This is a genomic window from Herbaspirillum sp. UBA812 (assembly GCF_002296545.1).
Classification (GTDB): Bacteria; Pseudomonadota; Gammaproteobacteria; order Burkholderiales; family Burkholderiaceae_D; genus Herbaspirillum; species Herbaspirillum huttiense.
This window is the reverse complement of record NZ_DBIC01000238.1, coordinates 1-18,116: the sequence shown is the minus strand read 5'-3', so window position 1 is coordinate 18,116 and position 18,116 is coordinate 1. Positions and strand designations below refer to the sequence as shown.

At 63.3% G+C, this 18,116-nt stretch carries 18 protein-coding genes; 11 read left to right on the top strand and 7 right to left on the bottom strand.

Annotated features, from left to right (window positions below; translation table 11 throughout):
* Positions 1-223 precede the first annotated feature (223 nt).
* The 5 genes from B3873_RS15515 to B3873_RS15495 all read left to right on the top strand — a co-directional run bounded on the left by B3873_RS15515 (position 224) and on the right by B3873_RS15495 (position 5,859).
* Entirely contained in the window at positions 224-1,138 is a 915-nt protein-coding gene (locus B3873_RS15515) for a YicC/YloC family endoribonuclease (protein WP_084320194.1), read from the top strand.
* Positions 1,139-1,205: 67 nt separating this feature from the next.
* Positions 1,206-1,844, top strand: a complete 639-nt coding sequence (gene gmk, locus B3873_RS15510; RefSeq protein WP_039788345.1) for a guanylate kinase — start codon at positions 1,206-1,208, stop codon at positions 1,842-1,844.
* 75 nt (positions 1,845-1,919) lie between these two features.
* On the top strand, positions 1,920-2,123 hold the full coding sequence (gene rpoZ / locus B3873_RS15505; RefSeq protein WP_008328299.1) for a DNA-directed RNA polymerase subunit omega: 204 nt from the start codon (positions 1,920-1,922) through the stop codon (positions 2,121-2,123).
* Positions 2,124-2,158: 35 nt separating this feature from the next.
* Positions 2,159-4,420 (top strand): RelA/SpoT family protein, encoded by a 2,262-nt coding sequence (locus B3873_RS15500; RefSeq protein WP_039788346.1) that lies wholly within the window; start codon positions 2,159-2,161, stop codon positions 4,418-4,420.
* Between the two features lie 212 nt (positions 4,421-4,632).
* Positions 4,633-5,859 (top strand): DUF2252 family protein, encoded by a 1,227-nt coding sequence (locus B3873_RS15495; RefSeq protein WP_039788347.1) that lies wholly within the window; start codon positions 4,633-4,635, stop codon positions 5,857-5,859.
* A gap of 7 nt (positions 5,860-5,866) precedes the next feature.
* Here the strand turns inward: B3873_RS15495 and B3873_RS15490 are convergent, their stop codons facing one another.
* Entirely contained in the window at positions 5,867-6,835 is a 969-nt protein-coding gene (locus tag B3873_RS15490; protein WP_039788350.1) for a LysR family transcriptional regulator, read from the bottom strand.
* Positions 6,836-6,978: 143 nt separating this feature from the next.
* Between B3873_RS15490 and B3873_RS15485 the strand changes: the two genes are divergently transcribed.
* Complete coding sequence (locus B3873_RS15485) at positions 6,979-7,587, top strand: FMN-dependent NADH-azoreductase (RefSeq protein ID WP_286867153.1); 609 nt, start codon at positions 6,979-6,981, stop codon at positions 7,585-7,587.
* A 73-nt stretch (positions 7,588-7,660) separates the two neighbouring features.
* Here the strand turns inward: B3873_RS15485 and B3873_RS15480 are convergent, their stop codons facing one another.
* Positions 7,661-9,001 carry a DUF3422 family protein gene (locus B3873_RS15480; protein ID WP_286867152.1) on the bottom strand — a complete coding sequence of 447 codons (1,341 nt, stop codon included), beginning with the start codon at positions 8,999-9,001 and terminating at the stop codon, positions 7,661-7,663.
* A gap of 122 nt (positions 9,002-9,123) precedes the next feature.
* A complete protein-coding gene (gene greB, locus B3873_RS15475) occupies positions 9,124-9,681 on the bottom strand; it encodes a transcription elongation factor GreB (protein WP_034334847.1) in 558 nt (185 codons plus the stop codon).
* Positions 9,682-9,873: 192 nt separating this feature from the next.
* On the opposite strand from greB, the gene B3873_RS15470 reads away from it, so the two are divergent.
* Positions 9,874-10,761, top strand: coding sequence for a methylglyoxal synthase (locus B3873_RS15470; protein WP_121039877.1), 888 nt, complete (start codon positions 9,874-9,876; stop codon positions 10,759-10,761).
* A 7-nt stretch (positions 10,762-10,768) separates the two neighbouring features.
* On the top strand, positions 10,769-11,383 hold the full coding sequence (locus tag B3873_RS15465) for a hypothetical protein (protein WP_286867149.1): 615 nt from the start codon (positions 10,769-10,771) through the stop codon (positions 11,381-11,383).
* A 90-nt stretch (positions 11,384-11,473) separates the two neighbouring features.
* Here the strand turns inward: B3873_RS15465 and B3873_RS15460 are convergent, their stop codons facing one another.
* From B3873_RS15460 to B3873_RS15445, 4 genes are all read right to left on the bottom strand, one after another.
* Positions 11,474-12,835 carry an EAL and HDOD domain-containing protein gene (locus B3873_RS15460; protein WP_286867148.1) on the bottom strand — a complete coding sequence of 454 codons (1,362 nt, stop codon included), beginning with the start codon at positions 12,833-12,835 and terminating at the stop codon, positions 11,474-11,476.
* Positions 12,836-12,985: 150 nt separating this feature from the next.
* On the bottom strand, positions 12,986-13,873 hold the full coding sequence (locus tag B3873_RS15455) for a 23S rRNA (adenine(2030)-N(6))-methyltransferase RlmJ (protein WP_286867146.1): 888 nt from the start codon (positions 13,871-13,873) through the stop codon (positions 12,986-12,988).
* Positions 13,874-14,072: 199 nt separating this feature from the next.
* Positions 14,073-15,809, bottom strand: coding sequence for a ClcB-like voltage-gated chloride channel protein (locus B3873_RS15450; protein WP_039788361.1), 1,737 nt, complete (start codon positions 15,807-15,809; stop codon positions 14,073-14,075).
* Positions 15,802-16,179, bottom strand: coding sequence for a winged helix-turn-helix domain-containing protein (locus tag B3873_RS15445; protein WP_276840798.1), 378 nt, complete (start codon positions 16,177-16,179; stop codon positions 15,802-15,804). The genes B3873_RS15450 and B3873_RS15445 overlap by 8 nt, the downstream gene beginning before the upstream one ends.
* A gap of 147 nt (positions 16,180-16,326) precedes the next feature.
* Between B3873_RS15445 and modA the strand changes: the two genes are divergently transcribed.
* From modA to B3873_RS15430, 3 genes are all read left to right on the top strand, one after another.
* Complete coding sequence (modA, locus tag B3873_RS15440; protein ID WP_286867144.1) at positions 16,327-17,097, top strand: molybdate ABC transporter substrate-binding protein; 771 nt, start codon at positions 16,327-16,329, stop codon at positions 17,095-17,097.
* 21 nt (positions 17,098-17,118) lie between these two features.
* Positions 17,119-17,793, top strand: a complete 675-nt coding sequence (gene modB / locus B3873_RS15435) for a molybdate ABC transporter permease subunit (RefSeq protein ID WP_286867142.1) — start codon at positions 17,119-17,121, stop codon at positions 17,791-17,793.
* 46 nt (positions 17,794-17,839) lie between these two features.
* The coding region (locus B3873_RS15430; RefSeq protein ID WP_286867140.1) for an ATP-binding cassette domain-containing protein at positions 17,840-18,116 on the top strand (277 nt) is incomplete at its 3' end.

Here is an 18,116-nt window from a genome sequence, read left to right as displayed (position 1 = left end):
GCGCCGCGAAACTTCATTAAAATGCGGGCTCCGACCGGGTGGCACCCGGGCAGGCCGCACAGGCGGTGCCGGAACGTTCAAGTCCGGCATTGTAAAGGAACACGATGTCCGCCGTCGCGGCATCCTCCATTTACCTCCCTGGCCACCCTGCCCGCCCCGCCCGCAACCCTTATTCGCCGGCGCGCCCTGCTGCGCCGCCCGCCCGCTTTATGGAGTCCCGACCTTGACCATCTACAGCATGACCGGCTATGCCGTCACCACCCGTGAAACCACTGCCGGCACGGTCACCCTGGAAATGAAGAGCGTCAATTCGCGCTTCCTCGACCTGCAGTTCCGCATCAACGATGACCTGCGTGCGGTCGAACCGATGCTGCGCGAAGCCATCATGGGCCGCCTGGTGCGCGGCAAGGTGGAATGCCGCCTGTCCTTCGGCCGCAAGGTCGCCAGTGGCAACAGCCAGGCCCTGAACCACACCCTGGTAGGCCAGCTGGCCAGCCTGCAAGACCAGTTGCGCGCCCAGTTCCCCGACGCCGCCCCGCTGTCGATCAATGAACTGCTGCGCTGGCCGGGCGTGATGGAAGAAGCCGAGATCAGCCAGGACACCCTGCAAGCCGACATCCTGGCCACGATGCAGCAGACCCTGGACGCGTTCGTCGAATCCCGCGCCCGTGAAGGTGCGGCGCTGCAGGCCGTGATCCTGGCCCGGGTGGATGCGATGGAAGCCATCGTGGCCCGCATCACCCCGCTGGTGCCGCAGCTGGTCGAGCAATTCCAGCAGAAGGCCACCGAACGCATGACCGAAGCCCTGGGCCTGGCCCTGCAGACGCAGAACGGTGCAGCGCCGGTGGCCACCCGCGAGGAATCGCTGGAGCGCATCCGCCAGGAAGTCACCCTCTATGGCATTCGCATCGACATCGCCGAGGAACTGGCGCGCCTGTCGGCCCACTTGGGCGAAACCCGCCACATCCTCAAAAAGGGCGGCCAGGTCGGCAAGCGCCTCGATTTCATGATGCAGGAACTGAACCGCGAGGCCAACACGGTCGGCTCCAAGGCCGCCGTCAAGGAACTGGCCGATGCCTCCATGGAACTGAAGCTGCTCATCGACCAGATGCGCGAGCAGGTGCAGAATCTGGAATGACGCCGGCCGCACAGCCCCATTCCGACCGATATTGATTAGTTAAAAGACATTTTTCAGCGAGGACCCCATGCCCGTCCAAAAACCCACTTCCGGTAGCCTCTTCATGGTGGTCGCCCCGTCCGGCGCCGGCAAATCGACCCTGGTCAACGCCCTGCTCAAGCAGGAACCGGCCATCAAGCTGTCCATCTCCTACACCACCCGCGCACCGCGCCCGGGCGAAGAACATGGCCGTGAATATTATTTCACCGACGTGGAAGATTTCCTGAAGCGCCAAGCCGAAGGGGAATTCCTGGAGTGGGCCGAAGTGCATGGCAACTACTACGGCACCTCGCGCCTGATGATCGCCGACCAGATCGCCAATGGCACCGACGTGCTGCTGGAGATCGACTGGCAAGGCGCGCAGCAGGTGAAGAAACAATTTACCAATGCGATCGGCATCTTCATCCTGCCGCCTTCCATTGCTGCGCTGGAAGAGCGCCTGAAGAAGCGCGGACAGGACGAACCGCACGTCATCACGCGCCGCATCCTGGCCGCCGGCGGCGAAATCGCTCACTCGCCGGAGTTCGAATATGTTATTATTAATCAAGAGTTTGCCGTCGCTTTGTCCGAACTGACGGCAATCGTCCAGGCCGCCCGCTGCCGCTTCCCGCAGCAAGCCGCCCGCAATGCCTACCTCTTCACCCAGCTGGGCATCCACGCGAGCTAAGCCGCACAAGCCAGACCAGCAACCCGGCGCCGGACCCATCAATCCACAAGCAAGACCGTCATTCAGGAGTATCACATGGCCCGCATTACCATCGAAGATTGCCTCAAGCAGATCCCCAACCGCTTCCAGTTGACCCTGTCGGCCACCTACCGTGCCCGCCAGCTGCTGCAAGGCCACACCCCGAAGGTGGAAGCCAAGGACAAGCCGACCGTGACCGCCCTGCGCGAAATCGCCGCTGGCAAAGTCGGTATCGAGATGCTCAAGAAGGTTCCGGCCTGATCCTGGTCCGTCCATGAAGCTGATAACGGACAAGTATGAGCCTCACCACTACCGACTCCACCTTATCAGCCGCTGCTAGCTCCAAACGTGCCGCCGGTTCCGGCCGCACCGCAACTCCCCTCGAAGTCGCCCCTGCCGCCCACAGCGGCGTGGCGACTTTCGCGCATCTGATCCCCAAGCTCGAAGAGTACCTGACCCCTTCCGAACTGAAGAAGGTCAAGGAAGCCTATCGCTTCGCCGACGAGATGCACCTGGGCCAGATGCGCAAGTCCGGCGAGCCCTACATCTCGCATCCGCTGGCAGTGGCCGAGATCTGCGCCGAATGGAAGCTCGACGCCCAGGCCATGATGGCGGCCTTCCTGCACGACGTCATGGAAGACCAGGGCGTCAAGAAGGAAGAGCTGATCGAGCGCTTCGGCGCCTCCGTGGCCTCGCTGGTGGATGGCCTTTCCAAGCTGGACAAGATCGAATTCCAGAGCCAGGTCGAGGCGCAAGCGGAGAACTTCCGCAAGATGCTGCTGGCCATGGCACGCGACGTGCGGGTGATCCTGGTCAAGCTGGCCGACCGCCTGCACAACATGCGCACGCTGGGCTCCATGCCGCCCGAGAAGAAGCGCCGCATCTCGCGCGAGACCATGGAAGTCTACGTGCCCATCGCACACCGCCTGGGCCTGAACAACATCTACCGCGAGCTGCAGGAGCTGTCCTTCGCGCACCTGCATCCGCTGCGCCATCGCACCCTGCTCAAGGCCGTCAAGGCTGCGCGCGGCAATCGCCGTGAAGTGGTGACCAAGATCATGGAATCGGTCACCAGCACCCTGATCGCCGCCGGCATCCCGGCCCAGGTCGATGGCCGCGAAAAGACCCTCTACGGCATCTACCGCAAGATGCGCAACAAGCACCTGAGCTTCTCGCAGGTGCTGGACGTGTACGGCTTCCGCGTGGTGGTGGACAGCTTCGCCAATTGCTACGTGGCGCTGGGCACCCTGCACTCGCTGTTCAAGCCCATGCCGGGCAAGTTCAAGGATTACATTGCCATTCCCAAGTTGAATGGCTACCAGTCGCTGCACACCACCCTGATCGGCCCCTACGGCACCCCGGTCGAGTTCCAGATCCGCACCACCGACATGCATCGCGTGGCCGAATCCGGCGTGGCTGCACACTGGCTCTACAAGGACGACGAAGGCAGCCTCACCGACCTGCAGCAGCGTACCCACGCCTGGCTGCAGTCGCTGCTGGACATCCAGAAGCAGACCGGCGATTCGGCAGAGTTCCTGGAGCACGTCAAGGTCGACCTGTTCCCCGATTCGGTCTACGTCTTCACGCCCAAATCGAAGATCATCGCCCTGCCCCGTGGTGCCACGGCGCTCGATTTCGCCTACAGCATCCACACTGACATCGGCGACCAGACCACTTCGGCCATCATCAACCACGAACCGGCTGCGCTGCGCTCGGAGCTGCACAACGGCGACATCGTCGAGATCATCACCTCGCCGACCTCGCGCCCCAGCCCCAACTGGCTGGGCTACGTGCGCACCGGCAAGGCCCGTTCGGCCATCCGCCACCGCCTGCGCACGGCCAACAAGGTCGAATCGCAAGCCGTCGGACGCCGCTTGTTGGGCAATGCTCTTCATACGTTGGGCATCGAACCTGAACTTCCTTCCCATATCGTCGAGCGCTTGCTGAACGAATCCAGCGCCAAGACCATGGATGACCTGTATGCCGAGATCGGCATCGGCACCCGCATGGCCCCGCTGGTAGCACGCCACATCATGACCATGATGGATACCGGCGTGAGCGTGCCGCAGCTCGATCCGGAAGGCCACATGCTGCCCAACAAGCCGGACCCGGTGGTCATCACCGGCAGCGAAGGGGCCTCGGCGCAATTGTCGTCCTGCTGTATGCCGATCCCGGGCGATCGCCTGACCGGCTATTTGAAGCCGGACCAGACCCTGATCGTGCATACCCAGGAGTGCGAGACCGCCAAGCGACTGCACGAGAAGGAACCGGACCGCTGGATCGACCTGGTCTGGGGCCACGATCTCAATCGCCGCTTCGATTGCCGCATCACCATCCTGATCCACAACGAGCGCGGCACGCTGGCGCGCATCGCTGCCGAGATCGGCGAGTCCGATGCCAACATCGTCTCGGTGGCCATGGATGACGAAGGCGGCAATGGCTCCATGAAGTACCTGCGCTTCACCATCCAGATCGAGGATCGCGTGCACCTGGCGCGCCTGATGCGTGGCATCCGCAAGATCGACAGCGTCGCACGTATCCTGCGCGAACGCGGCTGATCCTGCCCTGTCCCCCTCTGCAAACGCCCGCTGATGCGGGCGTTTGTCTTTTCCGGGATCCGTTTTGCGGGCAGCGTGCAGGCAGCGCATGGCCGGGAGTCTGACAAGGCAAGTCTCGCTTCTCTGATAGGCAAGCGGCGAAGAGGCGAGGAAACTGAACATTGGGCTTCATCCGCCCGCAAAAAAAATGAATATAAATAATATAAATCGCCATGCCAAAAAAACTGATCACGAGGACGCCTCGTCCCTCCGCACGCCAGGACATCCTGAAAACCGCCCAGAACCTCAAAATGGCCCGCTCTGCCCACGCCTACGTGCGCGGCAGCACCCTGCGCTTCTACAACTGGCTCAATGAAACCCAGGCCAGCAGCCTGCCCGAAGGCCCGGCCATCTGGATCTGTGGTGACTGCCACATCGGCAACCTGGGCCCGGTGGCCAATGCCGAGGGCAAGATCGACATCCAGATCCGTGACTTCGACCAGACCGTCATCGGCAATCCCTCGCACGACCTGATCCGCCTGGCACTGTCGCTGGCTATGGCCGCGCGCAGCTCGGACCTGCCGGGCGTGATCACGGCCAAGATGATGGAGGTGCTGGTGGAGGGATATGAATCTGCCTTCCGGCCCGGTGACGACCTGCGCCTGGGCAAAAAGCCCAAGTCCGTGCGCGTGGCCCTGAAGACTGCACATCGCCGCACGTGGAAGGAACTGGCGCATGAACGCACGCAAGGCAAGACCGTGCATATCCCGCTGGGAAAACGCTTCTGGTCGGCCTCGCGACAGGAAAGAAAAGAGATCACCGCGCTGGTGGAATCGGCCCCGGCGCGCGCCTTGCTGACCGCCTTGCGGCATCGCGAGGACGACGCTGCCATCAAGATGCTCGATACCGCTTACTGGATGAAAGGATGCAGCTCGCTGGGCCTGCTGCGCTTTGCCGTGCTGCTGGATGTGAACGAACAGGCCAGCGAAAGCAGCGACCTGTGCCTCTTCGATATCAAGGAAGCCGTCACCGCCGCCGCACCCCGCTACCGCGATGCCGGCATGCCGCGCGACAACGCCGAACGCGTCGTCACCGGCGCACGCCATCTTGCACCGCACCTGGGTTCACGCATGCTGGCCACGCGCCTGCTGGAACGCCCGGTGTTCGTGCGCGAGCTGCTGCCGCAGGACCTGAAGCTGGAAATCGATCACGTCAGCCAGGAAGAGGCCCTGCGTGCGGCGCGCTACCTGGCCCGCGTCGTTGGGCAGGCGCATGCGCGCCAGATGGATGAAGCAACCTGCCGCGCGTGGTACACCGAACTGGCGCGGCAACGGTCGAAGACGCTGGAAGTGCCGTCCTGGCTGTGGCGCAGCGTGGTCGACCTGGTGGCCAACCATGAGCGCGCCTATCTGGAACATTGCCGCCGCTATGCCCTGGCCGAACAGGCGGTGGAGTTCTGAGACGGACTCAGGCCGCTTTCTGCGGTAGCGGTTGCACAGCGGCCTCCCGTTTCAGATGCTCCTGGCAGGCCTGTGCGCCTTTGTCGGCAATGCCGCGCTCCAGCTTGTCGGCGAAGAATTCGATGAGCGCACTGACCGCACTGGGCAATTGCCGCCGGTGCACGTACACGGCATAGAAGCCCATGGTGTCGCGCTGGTAATCCGGGAGGATGTTGATCAGGCTGCCATTGCGCAGGTCTTCAGAGGCCAGCATGGTCGGCAGCAGCGCAATGCCCAATCCTGCCCGCGCCGCACGCAACTGCCCTTGTGCGGTGTTGATGCACAGGCGCGGTACCACCCGCACGTTTTCCGGACCGTGCGGCCCTTCCAGTTTCCACACCGTATGCTGGGGTGCCTGCGACGTCGCCAGGCAGGCATGGCCCACCAGGTCGGCCAGGGCCTGCGGCGTGCCTGCGCGCTCCAGGTAACGCGGACTGGCGATGAGGGCCATATGGCTCTGCACCAGCTTCCTTGCCACCAGGCTGGAGTCGGGCAACACCCCGCCCCGGAAGGCCAGGTCGATACCCTCGGCGATCAGGTCGGCGCGCCCGTCATTGAGCACGAATTCCAGTTGCACCTTGGGATAGAGATGCATGAACTCATGCATCCACTCGATGGAGAAATTGTCGAAGAAGTCCACCGGGGCAGCCACGCGCAGGCTGCCGGACGGTTCCCCCTGGCTTTGGGTGAGACTGGCGCTGGCGTGTTCGATGTCTTCCAGGCCCGGCGCGCAGCGCTCGAAGAATTCCCGCCCCGCCGCCGTCATGTTGAGCTGGCGCGTGGAGCGTTGCAGCAGCCGCACCCCCATGGCCGCTTCCAGCGCCTGCAAACGGCGGCTGATGGTATTGGGCGGCATGGACAGCTTGCGCCCGGCGGCGGCGAAGCTGCCGGCCCGCACTACATGGACGAAAAGCCAGATGTCGTTGAGGTCTAGCATGGCGATATTCGATTCCCACCAAAAATGGATCAGTGAAATGCGATTCTCGCATCTATTGGAAGAAATGAAAACTGGGTATCGTTGACCCCAATGCAAAGGCGTTCACCGAAGGCCTTGCCCACCGAACAACGAAAGGACACACCATGAGCACTCTTCTGCATATCGACTCCAGCGCCCGCAGCGGCGGTTCCATCTCCCGTCAGCTGACCGCTTCCTTCGCCCAGCAATGGCAAGCCAAGAATCCTGGCGGCAAGGTGGTGCACCGTGACCTGGCGGCCAATGCCCTGCCGCACCTGAGCGAATCGATGCTGGGTGCCTATTTCACCCCGGCCGACGCGCGCAGCGCCGAACAGGCTGAAGTGATCAAGCAATCCGACGCCCTGGTGGACGAACTGCTGGCCGCCGACACCATCGTCATCGGCGTGCCGATGTACAACTTCGCCCCGCCGTCGACCCTGAAGGCCTGGATCGATCACGTCTTCCGCGCCGGCCGCACCTTCAGCTACACCGAAACCGGCCCGGTCGGCCTGCTCAAGGGCAAGAAGGCCGTCATCATCCTCTCGCGCGGCGGCAAGTATTCCGAAGGTCCGATGGAAGCACTGGACTTCCAGGGCAAGTACCTCAAGGGCGCACTGGGCTTCATCGGCATCACCGATGTGGAACTGGTGGTCGCAGAAGGCGTGTCGATGGGTGAAGAAGCCGCCAAGGCCGCTGTAGCCGGCGCTGAAGCCAAGATCAACGCCACCGTCTGATCCTCGCCTTCGCAACACCCTGCAACGGGGCGCGCCGCCAAAGCGGTGCGCCCCGTTTGCTTTTGAGCCCCCGTCAGTGGTTGCCCAGATCCTTGTGCATGCGGCGCAAACCCAGCCAGACGCAAGCCGCTACCACCGGCACCACCAGGCCGGTGGCCAGGTCCGGATTGATGGGCAGGCCCGCCGCCTTGGCCGCCTTGCCGGCATAGCCCAGCAAACCAATCACGTAATACGAAATCGCCGCCACCGACAAGCCCTCCACGGCCTGCTGCAGCTTCAGCTGCTGGGCGGCGCGGGCATTCATGGATTCCAGGATCTGGCGGTTCTGGCGCTCCTGCACGATGCCGATCCGTGTACGCAACAGGTCGTTGGTATGGGCAATGCGCTCGGCCAGCGCTTCCTGGCGGCGGGCGATGGCCTGGCAGGTATTCATGGCGGGGGCCAGGCGGCGCTCCATGAATTCGCCGATGGTCGGTACACCCTCGATGCGCTGCTCGCGCAATTCTTCGATACGCGCCTGCACCAGGCGGAAATAGGCTTGCGAGGCCGAGAAGCGATAGCTGTTTTCCAGCGACAGCTTTTCGATGCGCGCGGCCAGTCCGGTGATCTTGCGCAGGATGCGCTCATCCTCGGCCATCTCTTCCGGTGTGCCGCTGGTGGATTGCTCGGACTGCACCATGGCTGCCGTCAGCGCGGCCAGGTCGCCTTCGATTTCATTGAGCAAGGGGCCGGACTGCTGCGCGTGCGGCAAACCCAGCAGCGCCATCATGCGATAGGTCTCGATTTCAAGAATGCGCTGCGCCAGGCGCCCGCCCTGCAATTCGCGCAGGCCGATATCGCGCACCACGAAGCGCGAAAAACCATCCGACTGGATCTGGAAATCAGTCCAGATCTCGCCCCCTTGCAAGACCTTGCTGGAACTCATCAGCTTGCCTTCGAAGATGCGCTGCATCTGGCGCGCGGTCGCAGCCGTATCGTCGGCGCCCGGCTCGACCACCACGTGCGCGGCCACCATCAGCTTGCCCTTCAGGCCCAGCAGCCATTGCTGCGGAATATGCGCCAGCGGCGCGCGGGCAAAGGCGTGGTCGGTGCCCAGTTCCTCATCATGCGCCTGGGCGAAGGTGTAAGTGGCGAACTCGGTATGGCACTCCCACTTCAGGCGGAAGCGGCCGAAGTCATGGTAGAAGTGCTTGGCCTCGCCGCCCGGGGCGACCACGCCGAAATGGGCGCACAGTTCGTCCAGCAGGACGTGCTGGGCGCTGGCGTGACGGCTGCTGTTGCCGTCTTCGCGTACGTAGACGGCCAGGTGCGTCAGGGTTTCCGAGCGTGTGAGCTGCAGGAAGGGGCGCGAATGCACCTCGGCGGCCAGGACGACGCGCTGCGGGTGATTCAGGCTGGCAAAAACGATGGACATGAAGGTTCTCGTGGAAGATTGAAATTCTGGGTGCCCGGCGCAGGAAGCGGCGCACGCGGCGACGGCCTGCCCGCATGCAATTTGCACGCCGGGCCGCCGTCAGCAAGAAAGAGGGAGGAGCGCTACTGCGGTGCCGGATACGTCACTTCGAGGATGGTCAGCTGCTCTACCCCCGACGGTGTCTGCAGCACCACTTCATCGCCCTCGCGGGCCTTGGTCAGCGCCCGCGCCACCGGCGAGATCCAGCTGATCAGTCCCTTGAGGGGATCGAGTTCATCGATGCCCACGATGGTGACGGTGTGCTCTTCGCCGCGCTGGTTTTCGTAGGTCACGGTCGCGCCGAAGAAGATCTGGTCACTGCCGTGGTGCACGGAAGGATCGACCACCTCGGCATTGTCGAGTCGCTTGGTGAGGAAGCGGATGCGGCGGTCGATCTCGCGCAGGCGCTTCTTGCCGTAGAGGTAGTCGCCGTTTTCGGAACGGTCGCCGTTGGAGGCGGCCCAGGACACCACGCGCACCACTTCCGGACGCTCTTCATCGATCAGGTGCAGCAGTTCATCCTTGATGCGCTGATGCCCCTGCGGGGTCATGTAGTTCTTGCTGCCGGCGGGGATGGCCGGCAAGGCGATTTCGTCATCGTCGTCGGCACCGTCGGATTCTTTTACAAAAGCCTTGTTCATGCTGGAGTGGGGTTGGTATGCAGGTTGACGCTTATTGTAGCCGCATGCGAGCGCCTGCAACGGTACAGTTGCGGCGATTAATGCGCGGGGCACCGTGCCGGGCTCGCCCTTTGGGGCGCACTCGGCGATAATCTGCACTCGCGCCTGCGCATGCCGTCCATGCCAGGTTCCCCAACTCGCCTGCTCGCGCCCATGTCTTCCATCGCTCCCCGCTATCGCATCGGTCTCATTGCCAACCGCGCCCATCAGGACGCTTCGGATTCCGCCCTGGTCCAGCTGCTGACCGGTTCGCGCCATCGCATCGAAAGCCTGCAACCCGAACTGATCGTGGTCGGCCGCACGCTCGATGCCATCGGACAAATGAATCTTCTGCCCGGCTATGAGCACCTGGTGCGCTTTCCCTATGGCCGCCATGGTGGCCTGATGAAGCTGGTGTCGCGCACGGTCGACCCTGATCCCGCCCGCACCCTCGATGCGGTGATCTACCTGATCGATCCGGTCGACCCCTCCTCCACCTTCCCGGAAGCGGTGGCCCTGAAGCGCCAGTGCGTGATCCACGGCAAGCCCTTCCTCTCGACCCTGGCCGGCGCCCAGGAGTGGTTCGAGCTGGAAGCCCTGGCCAACGGGGCCGCGCCCGACAGTTTCCTGGATGACCGTTTCCATCTGAAGGACGAAGGCATCGCCCTGATCGCCCACGACGCCATGAAGACACGCATGCTGGAGCTGGCCGAAAAGCATTTCGAGGTACTCGACCAATTTGCCTTCCGCTGTGCCACCGGCACCACCGGCGGCCTGCTCAACCAGCTGGCCGTCAAAATGAAGGGTGAAGCCGGACGCAACTGGGTCAAGCCCTTCCTCTCCGGTCCCTTGGGCGGTGACGCCCAGATCGCCGAACTGATCCTGGAACGCCAGTGCCGCCGCGTGCTGTTCCTGGAAGACCCGCACGTGGCACGCCAGCACGAGGCCGACATCCAGCTGCTGGAACGCGCCGCCCGCACCGTTACCGGTTATGCCTCCTGCATGAGCGACGTGAAGTGGGGCGACCGCTGGCTCTCGCTCATCAAGGCGCGCGCGGTCTGATCGCTGGATGACTGACCCGACCTTGCCGCCGCGCCGGCCGCCCCGCTGGCGTCGACGGCTGCTGGCACCGCTGATCTACACCGCAGCCCTGCTGCTGATGCTGGAAGAATGGCTGTGGGATGCCACCCAGGCCGTGCTGGCACGCATCCCTGAATGGCCTTGGCTGGTGCAATTGCAGCGCTGGGTGGAACGGCTCTCGCCCTACGCGGCGCTGCTGATTTTCCTGGCACCGACCCTGCTGCTCTTGCCGGTGAAGATTCTGGCGCTGATGTCCATCGCGCATGGCCACCCTACCCTGGGCGTGATCATCGTGCTCACGGCCAAGGTGCTGGGCACGGCGCTGGTAGCGCGCATCTATGCCCTCACGCGCCGCAGCCTGCTGTCGCTGGATTGGTTCCAGCGCTATCACACCCGGTTGCTGGACATCAAAGCCCGGCTCACGGCGCAGTTGCAGGCCACGGCCGGCTGGCAGCAGGTACAGCGTCTGCTCAAGGCGGTCAAGTCGGCCATCGGTGAGTTCAAGCGCAAACTGGCCGTCCGCCTGGCAAGCCACCCGGGCGGGCCGTCCTCTCGCCTGTTGCGGCTGCTGCGCCGGCTGGTGGCCCGCATGCGCAGCAAGTAAATTCAGATCCTTAATCGTCAAAATGAAAAGGGCTGCCAAAAAGCAGCCCTTTCTCATGGCGACGCGCCAGCAGCATCGGCACGAACGCGTTCAGTCATCGTCATCCTCATCGTCATCGATGTAGCCCTCCGGCGGCGGCGACATCTGCATCGTGGCCTGCTGGCCGATGTTGTTGTTGGCGATGCTGTTGCCCCATTCGAATGCCTGCTTTTCGGCGGCAAAGAAATCGTCTGACGACAGTTGCAGTTCTTCCAGCAGGCGCTGCATCTCCGCCTGGTCGGGCTCGCGCAGTTCGGTACACTCCACCAGGCGCAGCACGGTGCCATAGAAACCGGTGCGGCGCAGCAGCGCTTCGCGGATCTCGGTACTGACGGTGATCTGGCGCAGCACGGTCTCCATGCTCATACCGAAGAGTGCATCCACCAGCGACATGATGCCGACCGTAAAGGCCATCTCCGACATCTTGCGGCGGCCCGGCCGAATCTTGGCCGTGATCAGTTCCAGCATCTTGCCGCGCGTGGCCGCCAGGATCATCAGCGGCGACATGGAATGGGCGCGATCCTTGTCGGTATTGGCAAACAACAGGATCTGCAACCAGCGCTTTAACTGACGGCGGCCCAGCACGATCAGCGCCTGGCCCAGCGAGTCGATGAACTTCTGGAAACCATAGACTGGTGTGTTGACCAGACGCAGCAGCGTCAGCGACAAGGCCACGTCGCGCTTGATGTAGCGCACGATCTCGGCGTTGTCGACATTGCGCACCAGCAGCGTAAGCAGGTGCATGATGATCATCTTCGAGGCTTCCAGCTTCTTGCCCTGGAGGATCATCGGCTTGGCGAAGTAATAGCCCTGGAAATAATCGAAGCCAAACGTCATGCAGTCATTGAATACCTGCAGGCTCTCGACCTTCTCGGCCAGCAGTTCCTTCTGCGCCCGCTTGAAGTGCACCGACAGCTTGAGCAGCTTGCTGGGATCGACTTCCATCACGTCGATCTTGATGATCTTCACCAGCGGCAGCAGCTCTTCGATCTCCTGCGATTCGGCCACCACATCGTCCAGCGCAAACACGTAGCCGGCAGCCACCAGTTCGCGCACCCGCGTCACCAGTTCGGGCGTGACGCGCACGGTTTCCAGGATTTCCAGCACCACCTTGTCGGCCGGCAGGAAATAGATGAAGTCGCTCATCAGCACGGCGGCATCGACATTGATGAAGCCGTGCAGATTGCCGATCACGTTGGACAAGCCCAACTCGGAAGCATGGGCAATCACGGCCGCCGTGGCCGTGACGTCATCCTTCACATTGGCCGGACCGAATGCGGCGCTGCGAAACAGCAGTTCATAGCCGATCAGATCCTGCTCGCGGCTCAGGATGGGCTGGCGGGCCAGGAAGAAATCCAGGGCCTGGTGCGCAGGAAGGGTCGAAGCGGTTGGGTCGGCTGACTGGTCTGACATGGTTGTTTTTCTACGGGCCCCTGGCGTTGCGATCAATCTTGACGTACAGCAATCCGCTTATTGTATGCCGATTTGGCATTGTTTCAGCGACATCATGACTATTCCAAGCGAAAAAACTCACAAATATTCACAAGTCCGGATTCGCCCGATTCAATTTTCGCCGGATTCGAGGACATATTCCGCGCTGTCATCCTCGCCCAGCACCTCGATCAGGTAGGGCATGACTTCTTTCAACTGGGCCTCAAGCGTCCAGGGCGGATTGAGGATGAACATGCCGCTGTTGTGCAGACCAAAACCATCCGGTGCCGGACCATGGATGGCCAGCGTGACGTTGAGCCAGCTCTTGGCCCCCAGGCGCTTGAGGCGTTCGGGCAACTGGCGCGATTCGTTGCGATGCAGGACCGGGTACCACACTGCATACGTGCCGGTCGGGAAACGCGTGAGCGCATCGGCCAGCACCTGGGCCACGTGGGTGTAATCGCGCTTGTCTTCATAGGGCGGATCGATGAGCACCAGGCCGCGGCGCGACGGCGGCGGCAGCAAGGCCTTCAGGCCCTGGAAACCATCGCCGCGGTACACCATCACCCGCTTGCCGCGTGCGGCCGGACGCTGGCCCTGGGCAGCGGCGTGCGCTTCGAGCTTGCGGAAGTTGTCTTCCAGCACCTTCACTTCGCTGGGGTGCATTTCGAACAGGCGCAGGCGGTCCTGCTCGCGCATGGTCTTCTCGGCACAGTAGGGAGAGCCGGGGTAGTAACGCATCTTGCCGCTGGGATTGAGCGACCTGACCAGATCGACATATTCCTTCACCATCGCCGGCAGGTCCTTGCGGTCCCACAGCTTGGCGATGCCGGTTTCATATTCGGCGTTCTTGCTGGCGTAATCTCCATCCAGCGCATAGACGCCTGCGCCGGCATGGGTGTCGATGACCATGTAGGCAGGGTCTTTCTGCCCGAGATAGCGCATCAACTGGATGATCACCATGTGCTTCAGGACATCGGCGTGGTTGCCGGCGTGGAAAGCGTGGCGATAACTCAGCATGGAAAATTCACTTCTAGGATGGGGGTTGAAATCGGGTGACGCATCGGCTCCAACGAGTTCTGCGCCACGGCCACCGTTGAGGTGGAACGTTTCGCATTTTATCAAGGATAAGTGAGCAGTTGTCGGACAGCTCCGCCATTGTTACAAACAACGGCGCTGCCAGCGGCGGCGACAAGCGAGTCTCCCGCCTTCCCTGCCCTCAGTTTCCGGCGCGATCCAGGCGGAAATAGGCATCCAGCAGCGAGGTCTTGAAAACCACCCCCAACAGGCGCGGGTCTTCCGCGCTGGCGATGACGGGCAGGCGCTCCCCCTGGTGATCGAGGAACAGCTGCAGCGCCTCGCCCAGGGACATGTCGGGCGTGACTTCATGCAGGAAGTGCGGCCGCAGGAAGTCCCGGGCGACCCGGCCTGCAGGTTCCTTCTTGTCCAGCAGCCAGGAAGTGATGTCCTGCAAGGCCACCACCCCCTGGTAGCGCTCATGGGCATCGACGATATAGACGTACTTGACCGGGTATTTGAGGAACAGCGCGCTGACCTCTTCCAGGCTGGCTGTCTCGCTGAGCACCGTATCGGCCGGGCGGATCAGGTCGCTCATGTGGGTGCCGCGCAGGCGCAGCCGCTCTTCGTTGTCGCGATGGCGTTTGAGGGTGATCTCGTACATGGAACGCCCGTCCGTGCTGCGCGCGACCACATAGGCCACCACGCAGGACAGCATCAGCGGCAGCACCACCTGATAGCTCAAGGTCATCTCGAAAATCATCAGGATCGCCATCAGCGGCGCATAGGACGCAGCCGCCAGGAAGGCCCCCATGCCCACCATGGCGTAGGCGAAGGGCTGCGACATGTGGAACGGCAGCAAGGCCTGCGCGGTATCGCCGAACAGGTAACCCACCGCCGCGCCGACGAACAGCGTTGGCGTGAAGATACCGCCCACCGCCCCTGACCCGACGGTAATGGCGGTGGCCAGCACCTTGATGACCAGCACCATCAACACCGCCTGCCACAGCCAGGTAGTATGCAGCAGCGAATTGACCAGGCTGTAGCCATTGCCCCAGACCTCGGGCACTTCGATGGAGATCAGCCCGACCAGCAGCCCGCCCACACCCAGGCGCACCGGCAGCGGCAACTTGAACTTGCCGAAACCCTGCTTGCCCAGTTCCAGCACACGCAGGAACTGCGGTGCCAGGATCCCGGCCAGCACCCCCAGCACCAGAAACAGCAGCACTTCCCAGCCGCCGATCTCGGGGAAATACGGCATCTCGTAGGCGGCGCGATAACCCGGCAGCTCGCGCATGGTGATGTTGGCCACCACCGAGGCCACCACCACCGGGCCGAAGCTCTCCATCACCAGCGAGCCGAGGACAATCTCAGTAATGAAGAAAGCGCCCGCAATCGGCGCGTTATAGGCCGAGGTAATGCCGGCTGCGGCCCCGCAGGCCACCAGCAGACGCAGGCGAGATGAAGGAAAATGCGAAAACTTGCCCACCAGAGAAGCGCACAGTGCCGAGAGCTGCACCATCGGCCCCTCGCGGCCGATAGAACCGCCCGAGGCAATCGAGGCGAGCGAGGAGATGCTGCGCAACAGCGTATTACGCACCGGAATGGCACCATCGCCGATGGCCACCGCTTCCATGTAATCGCCGCCATTGCCGGCCGGGGTGCGCTTGGCCCATACCAGGAACAGGCCGGCAATCACGCCGCCGCAGGTCGGCAGCAGCACCCGCACCGGCCAGGACAAGCCCTTGGCGATATCGACGAAGCTGCCATCATGCCCGGTCAGCCAGATCTGCAGCAGCGCGATACATTCACGGAAGGCGATCGTGGCCAGCGCGCCGACGAAGCCGGCCAGCGCGCCCCACAGCAGCATCGAATGATTTTCGGAAACGCGGCAGGCATTGAGCACCCGCAGCCGGTACTTGATCCACAGCTCATGCATGGTCGTCTTCGCCCTCCGGCTGGACGGCGCTCATCAAGCCCTGCAGATGCCTGAGATCGGCGGCGATACTGGCCGCCGCCTTTTTCTGCATGCGGCGATAGCGCGCCAGCACTTCCTGCCCCAGCTCGGTGACGGCGGCCCCGCCTCCGCGTGCGCCGCCCGTGGCGGTGGCCACCAGCGGGCTGGCGAAGCAGCGGTTCATCTCCTCCACCAGCAGCCAGGCGCGGCGATAGGACATCTCCATCTCGCGCGCCGCCCCGGAAATCGATCCGGTTTGTGCAATCGCCTGCAGCAGGTCGGCCTTCCCCGGGCCGAAGGCAATCGTCTCGCCCTGCATCACGCGCACTCGTAGGGTCTTGGAATCAGTCATGCGCGTGATTGTACTAGCGGGCAGTCCGCTGCGGGCAGGCGGCTGCACGCAATTGACGTTCGTTATATCCTTGCGTATATTTCGCCGACCTGCCGGGCTTCTGCTTTTTTGCCCTTTTCTTCATTTGTCACGACCAAGGACTGCACGATGCTAAAGACCGCCCGCCTGAAAGCCGCTCTGGGTGCCGCTTGTGCCGCCACGATGCTGTTGGCCACTACCAGCGTGCAAGCCGCCGACCTGGTGGTGTCAGCCGCAGCCAGTCTCACCAACGCCTTCAAGGAACTGGCCCAAAGCTTCGAGCAGCAGCATCCGGGTGTGAAGGTCATTACCAACTTCGGCGCTTCGGACATCCTCATGCAGCAGATAGTGCGCGGCGCACCGGCCGATGTTTTCGCCTCGGCTGACCAGACCGCCATGGATAAAGCCGCCGCCGAAAAAGCCGTCGATTCCTCTACCCGCAAGAATTTTGCCGCCAACCAGATCGTGGTGATCGTGCCGCATGACGCCAGAGTGCAACCGGCGACGCTGGCGGACCTTACCGGCGCAGGCTACCAGCGCATCGCGCTGGGCAATCCGGCCTCTGTCCCCTTCGGCCGCTACACCAAGGCCGCACTGGAGCAGGCCGGACTGTGGGCGCAAGTGCAGGCCAAGGGCGTGATGGCCGAGAACGTGCGCACCAGCCTGGATTACGTGGCACGCGGCGAAGTCGATGCCGGCTTCGTCTTTGCCACCGATGCGGCGGTCATGCCGGACAAGGTCAAGGTTGCCCTTCGCATCCCCTCTACTACACCGGCCACCTATCCCATCGCGGTAACTGCCGGTACCCGGCAGCCGGCACTGGCCGCGCAGTTTGTGGCGCACGTACTGTCGGCCAGCGGGCAGGCGGTGCTGGCGCGCTATGGCTTCCAAAAGCCCTGATCGCTTCACGCGGCGCACCTGATGCATCCGGTCTGGACTCCCCTGCTGCTCTCGCTCAAGGTCGCGGGACTGGCGACCCTGCTCAACCTGGTGCTGGGCGTGGCCGCCGCCTGGGGGCTTTCGCGCTGGCGCTCGCCGCTGCGCGATTTCATCGACTCGATCCTGACCTTGCCGCTGGTGCTGCCGCCGACCGTGCTGGGCTATTACCTGCTGGTGCTGTTCGGCCGACGCGGCACCTTCGGGGCCTGGCTGGAGAGCCTGGGCATCCAGCTGGTCTTCACCTGGCAGGGGGCAGTGCTGGCGTCCACCGTGGTGGCCTTTCCGCTGGTGCTCAAGGCAGCGCGGGCGGCCTTCGAGAGTGTGGATCATCAACTGGAAGATGCCGCCCGCGTGCTGGGCGTGTCCGAAGCCGGGGTGTTCTTCCGTGTCAGCCTGCCGCTGGCCACGCGCGGGATCACGGCGGGTGTGCTTCTGGCCTTCGCCCGCGCCCTCGGGGAATTCGGCGCCACCCTGATGGTGGCCGGCAACCTGCCGGGACGCACGCAAACCCTGTCGGTGGCCATCTACGAAGCCGTGCAGGCGGGGGACGACGGGGCAGCCACTGTCCTGGTCGTGGTGACCTCGATCACCTGCATCGTGCTGTTGATGGTGGCCGGGCGCCTGATGCCGGACCGCGTGCAGCTGCCGCTCCGGTAAGATTGCTTCACTTTCCCCTCCTGCCCTCTGACCCCTGAACGATCACGTGAGCGTCGACCTTCACCTTCAGAAAGAGCTGCGCGCTGCCGATCGCGTCTTTTCGCTCGACATCACCCTGGCCTCCGACAGCCAGCGCATCGTGCTCTACGGCCCTTCGGGTTCGGGCAAGAGCCTCACCCTCAAGGCCATCGCCGGTTTGATGCGCCCTGACAGCGGCCACATCCGCATCCAGGGCCGCACGCTCTTCGACAGTGCGCATGGCATCGATGTGCGGGTGCAGGAGCGCAACGTCGCCTACCTGTTCCAGGATTACGCCCTCTTCC

Excerpts from the sequence above, each read along its gene's own strand:
- gmk (WP_039788345.1), top strand. The coding sequence starts at position 1,206 with ATGCCCGTCCAAAAACCCACTTCCGGTAGCCTCTTCATGGTGGTCGCC.
- rpoZ (WP_008328299.1), top strand. The coding sequence starts at position 1,920 with ATGGCCCGCATTACCATCGAAGATTGCCTCAAGCAGATCCCCAACCGC.
- B3873_RS15500 (WP_039788346.1), top strand. The coding sequence starts at position 2,159 with ATGAGCCTCACCACTACCGACTCCACCTTATCAGCCGCTGCTAGCTCC.
- B3873_RS15495 (WP_039788347.1), top strand. The coding sequence starts at position 4,633 with ATGCCAAAAAAACTGATCACGAGGACGCCTCGTCCCTCCGCACGCCAG.
- B3873_RS15490 (WP_039788350.1), bottom strand. The coding sequence starts at position 6,835 with ATGCTAGACCTCAACGACATCTGGCTTTTCGTCCATGTAGTGCGGGCC.
- B3873_RS15485 (WP_286867153.1), top strand. The coding sequence starts at position 6,979 with ATGAGCACTCTTCTGCATATCGACTCCAGCGCCCGCAGCGGCGGTTCC.
- B3873_RS15480 (WP_286867152.1), bottom strand. The coding sequence starts at position 9,001 with ATGTCCATCGTTTTTGCCAGCCTGAATCACCCGCAGCGCGTCGTCCTG.
- greB (WP_034334847.1), bottom strand. The coding sequence starts at position 9,681 with ATGAACAAGGCTTTTGTAAAAGAATCCGACGGTGCCGACGACGATGAC.
- B3873_RS15470 (WP_121039877.1), top strand. The coding sequence starts at position 9,874 with ATGTCTTCCATCGCTCCCCGCTATCGCATCGGTCTCATTGCCAACCGC.
- B3873_RS15465 (WP_286867149.1), top strand. The coding sequence starts at position 10,769 with ATGACTGACCCGACCTTGCCGCCGCGCCGGCCGCCCCGCTGGCGTCGA.
- B3873_RS15460 (WP_286867148.1), bottom strand. The coding sequence starts at position 12,835 with ATGTCAGACCAGTCAGCCGACCCAACCGCTTCGACCCTTCCTGCGCAC.
- B3873_RS15455 (WP_286867146.1), bottom strand. The coding sequence starts at position 13,873 with ATGCTGAGTTATCGCCACGCTTTCCACGCCGGCAACCACGCCGATGTC.
- B3873_RS15450 (WP_039788361.1), bottom strand. The coding sequence starts at position 15,809 with ATGCATGAGCTGTGGATCAAGTACCGGCTGCGGGTGCTCAATGCCTGC.
- B3873_RS15445 (WP_276840798.1), bottom strand. The coding sequence starts at position 16,179 with ATGACTGATTCCAAGACCCTACGAGTGCGCGTGATGCAGGGCGAGACG.
- modA (WP_286867144.1), top strand. The coding sequence starts at position 16,327 with ATGCTAAAGACCGCCCGCCTGAAAGCCGCTCTGGGTGCCGCTTGTGCC.
- modB (WP_286867142.1), top strand. The coding sequence starts at position 17,119 with ATGCATCCGGTCTGGACTCCCCTGCTGCTCTCGCTCAAGGTCGCGGGA.